The sequence below is a fragment of the Kovacikia sp. CALU 1929 genome, assembly GCF_056784235.1.
Genome location: NZ_JBXBCF010000123.1, coordinates 76194 through 89412 on the forward strand (window position 1 = coordinate 76194; position 13219 = coordinate 89412).

General features: G+C 48.6%; 11 protein-coding genes. 5 read left to right on the top strand and 6 right to left on the bottom strand.

What is annotated here, in order from left to right:
* Nucleotides 1–52 precede the first annotated feature (52 nt).
* Entirely contained in the window at nt 53–1282 is a 1230-nt protein-coding gene (locus tag AC1S52_RS33690) for an HlyD family secretion protein (protein WP_482033429.1), read from the bottom strand.
* Between the two features lie 1291 nt (nt 1283–2573).
* Between AC1S52_RS33690 and AC1S52_RS33695 the strand changes: the two genes are divergently transcribed.
* Both AC1S52_RS33695 and AC1S52_RS33700 read left to right on the top strand, forming a co-directional pair.
* Nucleotides 2574–3158, top strand: a complete 585-nt coding sequence (locus AC1S52_RS33695; RefSeq protein ID WP_482033430.1) for a WGxxGxxG family protein — start codon at nt 2574–2576, stop codon at nt 3156–3158.
* 293 nt (nt 3159–3451) lie between these two features.
* Nucleotides 3452–3760 carry a hypothetical protein gene (locus AC1S52_RS33700; protein ID WP_482033431.1) on the top strand — a complete coding sequence of 103 codons (309 nt, stop codon included), beginning with the start codon at nt 3452–3454 and terminating at the stop codon, nt 3758–3760.
* A gap of 269 nt (nt 3761–4029) precedes the next feature.
* Here AC1S52_RS33700 and AC1S52_RS33705 read toward each other — a convergent pair whose 3' ends face one another.
* From AC1S52_RS33705 to AC1S52_RS33720, 4 genes are all read right to left on the bottom strand, one after another.
* Complete coding sequence (locus AC1S52_RS33705; protein WP_482033432.1) at nt 4030–4314, bottom strand: pentapeptide repeat-containing protein; 285 nt, start codon at nt 4312–4314, stop codon at nt 4030–4032.
* Between the two features lie 136 nt (nt 4315–4450).
* Entirely contained in the window at nt 4451–6142 is a 1692-nt protein-coding gene (locus AC1S52_RS33710; RefSeq protein WP_482033433.1) for an aldehyde dehydrogenase family protein, read from the bottom strand.
* A 130-nt stretch (nt 6143–6272) separates the two neighbouring features.
* The gene (locus AC1S52_RS33715; RefSeq protein ID WP_482033434.1) at nt 6273–6983 is read right to left on the bottom strand and encodes a GntR family transcriptional regulator; all 711 of its coding nucleotides are present in this window, start codon (nt 6981–6983) and stop codon (nt 6273–6275) included.
* 231 nt (nt 6984–7214) lie between these two features.
* Complete coding sequence (locus AC1S52_RS33720) at nt 7215–8396, bottom strand: AbrB family transcriptional regulator (RefSeq protein ID WP_482033435.1); 1182 nt, start codon at nt 8394–8396, stop codon at nt 7215–7217.
* Nucleotides 8397–9186: 790 nt separating this feature from the next.
* Between AC1S52_RS33720 and AC1S52_RS33725 the strand changes: the two genes are divergently transcribed.
* On the top strand, nt 9187–9600 hold the full coding sequence (locus AC1S52_RS33725; RefSeq protein WP_482033436.1) for a hypothetical protein: 414 nt from the start codon (nt 9187–9189) through the stop codon (nt 9598–9600).
* 171 nt (nt 9601–9771) lie between these two features.
* On the opposite strand, the gene AC1S52_RS33730 is transcribed toward AC1S52_RS33725, so the two are convergent.
* On the bottom strand, nt 9772–10344 hold the full coding sequence (locus AC1S52_RS33730) for a hypothetical protein (RefSeq protein ID WP_482033437.1): 573 nt from the start codon (nt 10342–10344) through the stop codon (nt 9772–9774).
* 457 nt (nt 10345–10801) lie between these two features.
* Between AC1S52_RS33730 and AC1S52_RS33735 the strand changes: the two genes are divergently transcribed.
* The gene (locus AC1S52_RS33735; RefSeq protein WP_482033438.1) at nt 10802–11944 is read left to right on the top strand and encodes a ferrochelatase; all 1143 of its coding nucleotides are present in this window, start codon (nt 10802–10804) and stop codon (nt 11942–11944) included.
* 94 nt (nt 11945–12038) lie between these two features.
* Nucleotides 12039–12932, top strand: coding sequence for an FkbM family methyltransferase (locus AC1S52_RS33740; protein ID WP_482033439.1), 894 nt, complete (start codon nt 12039–12041; stop codon nt 12930–12932).
* Nucleotides 12933–13219: the final 287 nt, after the last annotated feature.

Here is a 13219-nt window from a genome sequence, read left to right on the forward strand (position 1 = left end):
CTTCCGTAGATGTTGGGTTACCTTACGGGAAGCATGGCTGGTTAACCCGCCTTCAACGAATTTTGAATGCTACTTGAGCGGTATATCCGACATAGCAAAACTGCCCGGAGCCACCCTGCTCAGTCCCTGGATCCAAATCTACACGGACTTGGGCTTTGCGCGGTGCGTTTGGAGTCGTTGGCACTGCAATGTCTTCCCCAGCGGATAGCCTGCCTGAACCAGGACGGATACTACTAACTTGACCTTGCAATACCTGGGAGTCTGCTCCGTACAATTTGACGGTGGCTGGAGTTCCCGGTTGTAGCGATCGCGCCGCCTGTTCATCGACAAACGCATCCACCCAGCGTCCACTACAGTCCAGCATTTGCCCCAGCGATTCGCCCTGCTGGACAAACTTACCGGGTTGCACTGCTAACCGCCACAGAATCCCGGTAGCAGGAGCATTCACAACCACAGCCTGTTGTCTTTCGACATCGGTGTTTGCCTGACTCAGTTCGGCTTCCGTTGCCTGAATGCCTTTCCTTAAGGTTTGGATCACCTGGCGTTGATCCGCAATTTGCATCTGCAATTCTTCCAGGCGAATCCTCGGATCGGAATTGCTACTTGTTTTTACCAGGGAAAGGTTGAGTTGGGCTGCTTGTTCACTTGCCTCCAAAGCCTTGATCTGTCTCTCCAGTCCCATAACTTCTGCGCTCCGCTCCTCAACTTCGGCGGCGGCTGAATCCAGGAGCGATTGGGAGAGTGCGCCCTGGGAAGTTAAGTATTTTGTGCGATTGTAATTCACCTTTGCCAGTTGATGACGAGCCTGCGCACCCTTCAAATCAGAGGCAACTTTTTCAACTGAGTGCTGAGCAGCGACCGTTTCTAAATGCTGTTGGTGCCTCTGATCAACCGTGACCGTTTGCAATAGCGTAAGCTGCTGGTTTAGCTTTGCTTCGGCGCGGTCTAACTCTGCCTGTTGCTGGTTGAGCTTACCTTTGAGAGACTCAATCTGAAGCTGACTAATACGGGCATTCTCAATTTTCAACAAGGGCTTACCCTGATCTAATGGCTTACCCGTACTGCCTGTCAGCGTTGAAACAACACCCGCCTGGGGTGCTCTGATATCCGTAACCACTCCATTAATGACGGCATCAACACTGGTAATTGAGAAAAACTTTTCCTGAACTAGACGAAAAGACCAGACAATTAAACCGGCACTGAGGGAAGCAATCAACAAATTGGACAAAAGCGATCGCGAAGGCGCTTTATAGACAGGTGACGATACTGGAGAGTCTTGCATAGAAATAAAGTTCGGTAGAACAGGAACACAAACAGTCAATTGGCTAATCAACATTAGCCAATGACAAACACAGCACCCTGCCTCGTAAGTGAGTGAATTAAAAACTTCAAATTAAACGGGCTTACCAACTGACTGCAAACCCACCACTAAGCGTTTGTTGAGTTATAAGAAAAAGCTAATTGGTTTACCTGAAATCTTCCGTATTGATTTTGTAAAGATTAAAAATTCCGTATTAATTTGTCATGAAGCTACGCAGGTATACTGGGGTAGATTGTCACTAAAAATACATTTTTTTGGCTAAAACTACGGAAGTTAATCCTGTTTCCTCTAGGCTCCCAAAGAAGTTCAAAATTCTTGCCTGTCTATTATTCAGCTTTTTCTTACAACTATTCGCTGCTGAGTGAGTCGATACCTGATGGCTGGATTGAATGAATTCTTGCCTCTGCTCAGATTCACCCAATAAATGTAACGTTTCTATGTATGGATAAATACAGTTTCAACCTCTGCTCAGATTCACTCAATCAATGTAACGTTTCTATGTATGGATAAATACAGTTTCAAGCTGGTTCTAAGGAGTGATGTAGCCCTTGATTGATGCCTTGACCATAGAGGAAGGCTTTAGAAAATGCTTTTAAAGTTCTGCCTATAAAAAAATGTGCCCCTTGGCAAACCATGAAAGTTCACGCTGCTTCCCCTGAATCAATCAAGGAAACTAACTAAGGAAACCCCATGAAAGCAGTCTGCTGGCAGGTGCCAATAACATTCAAGTTGAAACTGTTCCCGATCCCAAAATCATTAATTCACGGGATGCGATTGTGAAAATCACAACTACGGCAATCTGAAAATCACAACTACGGCAATCTGTGGTTCTGATTTACATCTCTATGACGGGTACGTTCCCACGATGGAAATAAAGACAACTGCATCAAGATTGTCCTCAAACCAGGTGAGGCGGCTTAGGAGCGGGAAACTTTAACGGGAAGCTTCTGTATCTAGAATTACACAACGGCTTAATTGAGAACTTCAGCCTGAGGGGGAAGAGAGAAGAGAAGCAAAACTGTTACTGTGTGATAGCTGGTTGAGCTGAAATGCGTTTGTTTGTAGCAATTCAGCTTTGTCAGGTGCGTTACTGGTCATTAGACATTAGTCATTGGTTGCCCACAAAAGACTAATGACTCATAACAAACCACTAGCTTAATCGACTTCTCTGCCTGAAACTGAAATCAAAAAAGTTGGCATCAAACACAGAAAAGACTTACAAAGTCAATTACCAAAAATTTAAAGGGACTTTATGAAACAATTCAGCCTATCCAAAACCGTTTATGCAAGTCTTTTTGCGTTAAGTCTAGCGTCTGTGCCTCTGGCATCGTCAGTGAACGCTCAAGACGCTGCTCCTAGTGGTACTACCACTACGCCGGAGGGAGCAGTCGAAACGGTTCCTGCACCTGGCGGCACGACTAATGCACCTGGCGGCACGACTACGTTTCCTGGTGATACTAATGCACCTGGTGGCACGACTACGTTTCCTGGTGATACCGCTGCACCTGGCGGCACGACTACATTTCCTGGTGATACCGCTGCACCTGGTGGGACAACGACTGCACCTGAAGGCACCACGACAGTGCCCGGTGGCACGACTGCACCCGATGGTACGACAGCAGATCCCGGTGCGCCCGCAGGAACAACGATTGCGCCTGGAAACAACACGACTGATTTGCAGACAACTGATACCAGAGGGGACGAGGGTTTTGACTGGGGTTGGCTCGGCTTGTTGGGCTTAATTGGCTTAGCCGGACTGTTGCGTAAACCGGAAGAGCGCACAACCACCTATCAGGATCCCAATGTGACTACTACCCGCACAGGCACCCGGTATTAAAACTTGATTTCTCCTTTCTCGTTTTAGGATGCTAATCGGCTATGCAACAATGTCCAGATCCTCAGTGTTTGAGAAGGTTATTTCAGCTATTTACAGGCTGATCAATTTAAGACACTGAGGATCTTGGCTATCAAGTTGCCAATTGGATTAGCAATACCGGGGAAAACAGGAAAAACCTCTAACTCCAATCCTAAACTTCAGTTTTAGCCCCATTTTCAAACGCAAATATACAAAAAGCACTAAAACAAATATAAAAAATATAAAACTTCACTACTACTCTAGGACTCAAGACAATGGCAAACGACACAAACCATAACACGAAGAAAGAGTTAGAGAATGTTGCTGAAAACTCTGGAGCACGAACAGCGGCAATAAATGCTAACCCTGAAATATCCCTAGAAGAAGCTAGAAATGCAAATGCGGGGGAAAGTCCCAATGCATCTGGGGGAACCGCCTCCAGCAGTGCAGAAGATTATGTTTCCAGTACGTCTGATCCCAATGCAACCAACCTTCCCTCTGCCAACATGCCAAATCCGCCAAAAACTGAGCCGCCTTCAGACGCTAATGATCCCTATTCCACTGTCTACGTCGATCGCGAGTAATTAACCAACCTCTGATATCTGAAACCTGCTTAACTGACGAAACGCCTACTATTCCAGTGCCTCAAGCTAACTGATGACGGTTACAGCAGAAAATGTTATACCGATTTAAACGGTTATCGCTAAAGTGACCCCAGCACCTGCGGTACCACCCTTGTCCAGTTAGGGACTCGCAAATTAATAAAGTCCCAACGTCATTCCCGCGCAGGCGGGAATCCATAGTGGAGCGGATTGTCCAGTGGGTACTTTATTTGGGGGCACATCCCTTAGCACTAATCATGAATCGTTCCATCGGGCATTTTTGCCCCCTTCAAGTTGGCATGAGTCAGGTCTGCATTGTTCAAATCCGCCCAACTCAGATCCGCCCCTCTTAAATCTGCCCAACTCATATCCGCTTCCCGCAAGTTTGCCCAGCGTAAATTTGCATGACGAAAATTGGCTCTCGTTAATATAGCTTTGCTCAAGTTGATATAGCTCAAGCTTGCAGAGCCAAGGTCAATATTACGAAAATCTCGCTCTCCTGCTGCGTACAGCATTTGGAGTTCAATCACATCCATGTTTTTAACTCTAGCGCAATTTCTTTGCAGCGATCGCCTTTTTCTTGAGAACTATGAGGTAAGAGTTTTGAGGTTTGAATTGTAATAGTTTCTGACCCCTCATCTCGCTAATAACCTTCTCCACCCCTCCACCCCTTCACCCTTTAAGAGCTTCAATCACAACCTTCAAAAAATTTCCCCCCGTTGGATTCGCCTCAAACTGAGCAAAGCGCTGCGTCAGTTGTCGCAGGTTACGGTGACGAGAAAACCAGATGGGTGTTGGAAAGATACGGAAAGGTGCCCGCAGAACAGATTTTTGTGGATGTTCAAACAGGTAGGTATTGTGAACCATCCCCTGTCCAGAGCGAATATCCTCTAAGGAATTACCGGGGAATGCGCCCCAGGGAAACATCGGCATGGCAAACAGGACGGAAGACCAGACATTGAGACCGATCGCCCCATAGTGTAGGTTGGCGATCGCGGCTTCCAATTCGGTTGCCCATTGGCGTTGCGTCCCTGGGTCAACCAGGATCATGCAAGAAAGATTTCCCCAGACTTTCTGGTTCACAAACTCCACAGCTTTTGCCAGGAACTCATCAGTGGTAAAGGCTTCCAGGCTCACCTCTGCCAGCACTCCACAAAAAGCCTCCTGGGTTAGGGCGTGTTCCCCTTCCGCCGCAGGCACATCGGGGATTAATGTCCAGGGAACGATCGTGTCACTACCCGAGTTGACGGGTTGCGCCTGGGGATAGCATTCCAGAAACTTCAGGTAACGCTGTTTTGCCCCTGGGTAGTATGCCTCGCGGGGAGGAATTTCACTGAACTCTCGCTTTAACAGAGCTAGAAACTCCTGCCGCTGTGCCCAATCTTTGGCGGTTACCAGCAGTTGGGCAGAGCAGCAGTTAAAGCTGGCATTGTGAACTACCATTTCAGCCACATGGCGGGCTTGGAAGGCAAGATCTGCCGGGGACCAACGACCGGGCACTACAATGACTGGCGTTACACAGCCTAGCTCAGAGGTAATAGGTTTCGCATTGAGAGGTTGCTTGGTTGCTTTGCGCTCTGCCTGTTCTGTGCCAGTTGTGCCCCAAACGATCGCGTCGTAGGTCTGGTGGGAACCCGTAATGTGCAGGGTGTCTATCTGGGGATGGTGACAGAGATAACTGCCCAGATCTGCCCCACCATAAACAATTTCAAAGAACCCATCCCGCTGCAAAGGTTCAAAGGCGGCTGCCAGAATCGGACCCATGTACTCATTCACCGGGTTCATTTTCAGCAGCACGACGGCATCTTCGGCAAATAGCTTGTACAGAGCATCCATAGGGGCGATCGCTCCCAGATTGCCCGCCCCCAGAACCAGTGCCACCTTGCCCGTTGCCGATTTTTCCCGATAAACCATACCCTGAGTTGCGGGCTTTCCTGGCTCCATCCAGACTTCGCCCGTAAAACCCAGGAGCAGTAACCGATCCCTGAAATCAGCAGGAAACACCTGAGCTACGGTTTGCCCATTACGAGTCCTCAGCTTTGCGGGACGGGGCTTTCCGTTTGCCTGGAGGGTGTTCACTAGCAATCGCAGGTTAAACACTACGACCGCCGGACCAACGTACCATTCTTCTCCTGCCAGGGTTGATTGGGGATCGATCCCTTTTGCCCGACAGGCTGCCTCTACCCACTTTTCTGCCACTGCCATCACAGATTCGATGCACTGTTCCAGGTAGCGAATTCGTTCAGCCATACTGACCTGTACCCAGGCATCCTTACGCTTGGTAAGGCGAGTGGCGATCGCATCGGCTGCTTCAAACGAAGTCGTTTTGGGGGATCCGAAAACTTCAAGAGATCCAGTCAGCATTATGGTGACTCAATTAAGATAATTCCATGACCCGATGTTGGCGATGCTAACCCTGACCTTAGTTTAGGCTGATCATAGGGTTCCTCTGCTGTTCTTCAATAAGTGACAAAAGCGACATTGCAAACGACCTCTAAAATGAAATTTTAGATTTGAGGATATCAACCAGGCTGGCAGTATGGTTTAGTGATGCCCGTGCATTCAGTCCAGCTTCAATCCCATCCAGATGACGCATTACGGCGGCAACAGCGGCATCCACATCACCCGCGGCAATAGAGTCCAGAATTTCGCTGTGTTCATCTTTGGTGCAAACCGGCATATTCCGAATTTCATAGAAGAACGCCAGTGACGTTTGCGGCACGAGTTCTTTGAGGAACCTGCTGAGAAACTTGTTGTGGCACAGATCGGCAAGCTGCATGTGAAACTCAGCAGATAGGCGGGTCAACCGGGGAATATCTTGCGCATCACAGGCTTTGCGCTCCTCTAAAACAAGTGCCCGGAGTCCCTTTACCTGTTTTGGGGTAATGGATTGGGTCACGTCCCGCACGATCGCAACTTCGACCAAGCGCCACGCCTGATAAATTTGTTTTGCTTCCTCCAAAGACAAACTGGCAACAAACGCTCCCCGATTTGGCTCTAGCTTAACCAGGCGATCGTGGGCAAGCCGTTGCAACACCTGCCGAATGATGGTACGGCTGATGCCGTAATGCTCAGCCAGCAAGTTTTCACCGAGTTTGGTTTCTGGTGGCAGGCGACGTTCCAAAATGGCATTGTAAAGCTCGGCATAGATGAAATCTTCTGTCGGCTTTGATTTGGACTGAGTGGTTTGCTGCTCACGAACCATAAACAAAGTTGGGCTTTAGGGCAAAGTGAACCAGGCTGGGAAAGTTAGGGATACCGGGCATATTACTCCGCGTTCCCTGAAAGGAGACTTTACCAGAGCTGAGGCATCTCCTGAATTCTGCCGCCGGATCAGTCCTAACATACCTTAAAAGTTCCCATTGAGCCTGCTGTATAAAAGCTGTCCCAGCCAGTTTCGCGATCGCGGGTTAGATTCTTTTACGCTCCTACATTCCTACTCCCTAGCCGCTTCAATCGTCACCTCAATAGCAGGACGCACTAAACGCTGGTCAAGGTAACACGCCAGCGAAATGAGTAAGGGCAAGGAGAGGTTGATAATCAAAAGTCGGATCACATGACCCGCGGTGACGATTTCTATGTTGTGATGCAAGCTGAGGGCGATCCAGATCATTTCTGGGGAACCGCCCGGTGCCGTGACTAGCAAACAGGTGAGCCAGTCCCAGGTGGTCAGTAATCGGGCGGCAGCGGCGGCGATAAATCCGGCTCCAAACATTAACCCAACGGGAACCAGGGCACGCCCCACGGTAGACCACTTCAGCGGGGGGTTGATGCCCCAGTATTCGCCAATGGTGACCCCCAGTAAAATTTGACCAACCCCATTAACCAGGGGTGGCAGGCGAAAGTCGAATGCAGCCAGGGAGGGTAGCAGGGAAGGGATCGCGCCGAATGCCAGCCCCGTGGCGATCGCACAGAAAAACCCTGCCACTGGAATTTTCAGTTTGCTGCCCCCATAGACCGCAACAAATGCGGTTGCCAGCACCAGGATGGAGAGGGGCAACCGCTCTACCTGAATGGTTAATAAATGGCTGGCAATGGCTGATACCGAGGTATGGGCAGGAGGGGCGATCGCGACGTTTGCAATCATTGGCACAGCTAGAATCACAGACGTAAACCGCATGAGTTGAATCAGAGACACCAGCGGCGCATTCTTGCTATAGTCTGCCGCCATACTCGCCATCACACCAATATTGCCGGGAGTGGTTGCCAGCATCGCTGTCAGCAGGTCAGTTTGCTCAAGTCGGGCATAGATAAACCCAATCAAACCACCACAGACCAACAAGAACAGTGGCAACCCTAAAAAAAATATCCAGGTAGAAGATAAAATATCCAGGTTGCCCTGCTGAAGCGCCAGCCCAATCGTTAAACCAATGATGGTTTGCCCGATTTTTCTTGCCCTCCGATTCGGCTGCATTGGGGTGTGGTCAACCGAATGGCACAGGTAAAACACCAATGCACCCGCGGCAATTCCTCCCAATATCCAGGCGGCACCTCCCAGCCCTGCGACTGTTAGCCCCAAACCCACCACCACTGCCAACAGCAATTCTGCAATAACGATCCAAAAGTTGGCTGGTAACCCAAAACCAGTGCCCACTTCAGAATGGGAAACTTCAACCACCTACGGCTTCTCCTAACTGCGAATACCCGGCTAAAAATCTATCCAGCAAGCCCTAAGGGATGTGCCCCAAAATAAGTACCCGCTAGACAATGTGCTCCACGATGGATTCCCGCCTGCGCGGGAATGACGTTGGGACTTTATTAATTTGCGAGTCCCTAACTGCCAAAGCCCAGAATTCAATCCAGAAAGTTTTTGATAGTCTGTAATAGTCCAATGGCACTGAAATAAGCGGAAACATACGAGTGACCGCACGTTTCCATCATCCATCCCTCTCGTTCTAAGGCTTTGCCTTGGAATGGCAACCCTGGAGGCTCTGCCTCTAGCGCTGATAGAGGCAGAGCCTCTCAGTCAATGTTCCCAGGCTGAGCCTGGAGAACAAGGTAAGTAGGGATTCCTGTTTTACAGCGGTTGCCGCTTGAATAAGCCACAACTTGTAGGGTGGGCATCGCCCACAAAGCCCTATAACTAAAGCTTTTGGAAAATGTGGGCAGTGCCCACCCTACCGGGAATCGCTGTAAGTCAGTGCCATTGGTCTGTATAGTCTTTCTCTACAGGCTTTAAGGAGACTATAACGTTTTCTTTCCAAATTCACCCAAATGGATGAGTTGGCAGGATGAGGTGTGGGACAAGCCCGAGGGGGTAGCCTAAAAGATGTGTAGAGCACAAGCACATGGGGGAGCTGAATGGGGGCATTCTCGCTCCCCTCTTCTTTGGCAAGAGATCTCTTGCAATCAAAAAGCGTTATAGGTTTTAGAATTGGTCAGCGTGAATTTCATAACCTTCTATCATCATGATCAAAAAAACTTTGCTGGCGTTGAGTTTGTTTGCTCTATCAACAGGTAGCGCTCTGGCAGTGGATCTGCAAAATGAAGACAATACCACTCACCAGGTAAAGGTGGTAGAAGGAACTAACATTATCTTATTTTCAATTAAGCCGAATTCGATGGAGCGGGCTGTTTGTGAAGCGATGTGCTCGATTGAATTGGGGGGAGACGTGTTAGGGGCAGTGGGTGAAACGGTTGTCACGATTAAAGGGGGCAAACTGCAAGGACAGTCCCAACTTTGCCCTAAACAGGTTTGCACCCCCAAGGGTTGCGAGACGGACTATTACCCCGCACCCCGCTGTCCAGTTCAACCTAGCCAAGAGTCCACAAATTCACAACCAACCCAAGGTAAACGCCTGATCCGCCCGGTACTCCCTTAATCCTGGCATCGCACTCGATAAATTCGCCCATTTGCCTCTTCAGTCTTAGGGATGTGCCCCAAAATAAAGTACCCGCCAGACAAGCTGCTCCACGATGGATTCCCGCCTGCGCGGGAATGACGTTGGGACTTTATTAATTTGCGAGTCCCTTATGGTCCAATGTTTTCAGTTTCAAGCGGAACTGTATTGCTGAATCAGGGTTGCGATAAAACGGGCTGCCGTGGTGGGAATCGAAGGCTTGGCAGGGTTGGTGGAAATGTGCCAGCCGATCGCAGTTTGGGGCGATCGCCACAGATCTAGATGGTCCACTCCAGGCTCGGCATAGAAACTGTCCTCTCCTTTCCCTAACAGGGCTGAACTCCAGTGGGTGAAGAAGTCATGGCTCACCCGATGGATGGGGAAATTGCCCGCTAAAGGGACACCCCAGCCATCCAGGGCAATCAACCCTCTGACCTGACCACCCCCCAGTTGCCAACTCCAGGCAGATCCTATAGCAGCGGCAACACCAGCACTAAATGCCACTATCAATAAAGGAGGGCGAGGAAGGCGATCGGGATCTGCCACCGCTAATTGCCGATCGAGAAACTGAAGCACGTGGAACGCAGAATAGGCTGGATAGATTTGAGTTGGAAAAATCAGGGGAGCTTGCCCAGCCGGATAAACGCCTATTTCTCCCAGAAGCGCGGACAGGAAAGATTCTGTCAATGCTGAATCATGTACTCCCGGACAAATCAGTAAACGCATTATTAAAATCTATCTCTGGAGAGAGCAATTTTCCATCCGCTGCTGCAAAAATTTTCTTTCATAGCTATTGTCCAGAATGTTTAGGACCGGCAATCCTGGCACCTGACACCTCACTCCTTCCCATCCACCCCTTCCCTACATATAGCAGTCCTAAATCATTTGTGAAAAAGAAGAGTTGTGAAAGTCTTTCCCTGACGGGAAGTTCCTTTCACAATCCAAACAGGATCGCTATAGCTGTTGATTCTTTTAAGCTCTATCCCCCCTAAGGGGATGTTAGCCTAGAGAGGAACTGTAGTCATTCTCAAGCAAATCCACTCCCAAACCTCACCCACTGAGGGACCCGTAGCTTTACTGGGAAAAATTTTCAGTTCTCAATCTGGATCAGGTTTAAAGGGTGGTAAAGGCAGTCATGACTACAGTGGCTAAAAAATGGTAATCACAAGGCGAGGAATTTCCCGTGGTCGCTACCTCCGAAAAACTTCAGCAAACCCCAGAGGCATCCAACTCCCAAGATCGGGTTGCTGTTCTACTGATGGGCTATGGAGAAGTCGAAAGCTATGAAGACTTCGCCAACTACAATGAACAGGCACTCAATTTACTAACTGCTAAGTTTGCCCCTGTCCCTACCTGGATCTACCCTCCCCTGGCAAAGCTTCTGGCAGTCTTTGACCTGCATGAATGGAGTCATCAGCATGATCACTTCATTTCGCCCCACAATGCCATTTTTGAACGCCAACGGGCAGGGATTGAAGAATCGTTGCAGAACCGGTGGGGCGATCGCGTCAAAGTCTTCAAAGCTTTTAACTTCTGCCAACCCTTCCTGCCAGAGCAAGTGCTGGAACAGGTAAAAGCAGAAGGATTCAGCAAAATATTGATTTACCCGTTGCTGGTGGTGGACTCCATTTTTACTAGCGGTATTGCCGTGGAGCAGGTGAATAAAGCCCTGGCTAGTCTGAGTGACGCAACTGAGCAGTGGGTCAAGGGGATTCGTTACATTCCTTCCTTCTTTAATGAACCGGACTACATTCAGTTGATGGCACAGTTGGTAGAGGAAAAGATTCGGACGGAACTGGCAGCCGCTCATTTACCGTCTCAAACCGGAATCGTGCTGATGAATCACGGTTGTCCCCACAAGGCAAAAGGCTTTACCTCTGGAATTGACGAAAGCCAGGCGCTCTACGAGCGTGTACGTGAAAGGCTGATCCATCGTTTTCCATTGATCTCTGTGGGCTGGCTGAACCACCAAACGCCATTAATCGAGTGGACTCAACCGAATGCAGAACTGGCAGCGAAAAATTTGATGGAGCTAGGAGCGACAGCGATCGTCTTTATGCCGATTGGCTTTGCCACTGAAAACCATGAAACTCTATTGGATGTGGATCACATCATCCATACTCTCCACCGTCAGCGTCCCGATGTGACCTATGTTCAGATGGAGTGCGTTAACGACCATCCCCAATTTCTCAAAATGGCAGCAGAGTGGGCAAATCCTCAAATTGAGGCACTAGTGACCGAGGAAGCTCTGGTAGTGAATCCCAGTCTTGCCCAGAGCCACCATCACCACGACCACCATCATAATCATGGTCATCATCACCATTAAGGAGTGGAGATTAGATCGGATTGGAACCCAGACCTCCGAGGTTTTGTAAAACCTCGGAGGTCTAAATCACTCCTCACCGCTCAACCTAACTACCATGAATCCTTTTCTAATGAAGTTAAGGCGCTATCTCAAGGGAGGGATGTCCAGTGTTGGGAGATTGGAGCCAGGTGACTTTTTGCGAATCCTGGCAGGTTCGGATGAGGTGATTAAGCGAATTGAAGACCATCACTTTTCGATTGTGCTAAATATCCATGACCGGGCGATCGGGTTGCCCATTTTGCTCAAGTCTAGTTATGAAGAAAATGTGGTTCAGGCGTTTTTGCAACACTTGAAGCCCGATACTCATTTTCTGGATATTGGTGCCAATATTGGTTATTACAGTCTGCTGGCTGCCAGCCATTGCCCCCAGGGAAAAGTATTTAGTTTTGAACCCGATGAAACCAACTTTCGGTATTTGAAAACGAGTATTGCTTACAACGGATTTGACTCAATCATTCAAGCCTATCCATTAGCAGTCAGTGATCAAAATGAGTCAATCTTAATTTATGACGCAGGCAGTTCGGTCAACTCTGGCGCAATCGTCACGTCTAAGGATAAGGAGTCACTCAGTCCCTACGTCGGAACTGGAAAGCCTTTGTATAAAGAGATTACAGCAGTCGCCCTGGACTCATTTTTGGGAGAAACGAATATTGATGTCGTCAAACTTGATATAGAAGGTCATGAACCCTTTGCCCTCCAGGGGATGAAACAGTTATTACAGCAAAATCAACCCACTATCTTTACTGAATTTGCCCCAGTTAGTTTGAACCACATTGGTAAGACTTCACCAGAAACCTTTTTGCAGTTCTTTGTTGACCTGGGTTATCAAATCAGTGCGATCGACGGGGGAGGGAATCTGATTGCCTGTCAGCAAAACATTTCTGCAATCATTGACTACTTTCAAAATCAACGCCAGAATCACATTGATTTGCTATTAACCCGGCAATGATCAAGCAACAAATCTACCAAAAGTTACTGAATTCAGTTGGAAGCTGGAGCTTCTATAGTAATTCTTATCTTTGTGAGGTACGCTATTGGTCGTCGTTGGTCATTGGTCATTGGTCATTGGTTACCCACAAAGGACTAATGACTAATGACTCATAACAAACCACTAGCTTATACCGCATCAGCATAAGAACTGCTGTAACCCGACGTTACGAATCTGGAGCCTGTTAAGTGGGAAATATGAAAAATACGAATAATCAATAAGGAATCAAATTGAGTCATTGAAAATAT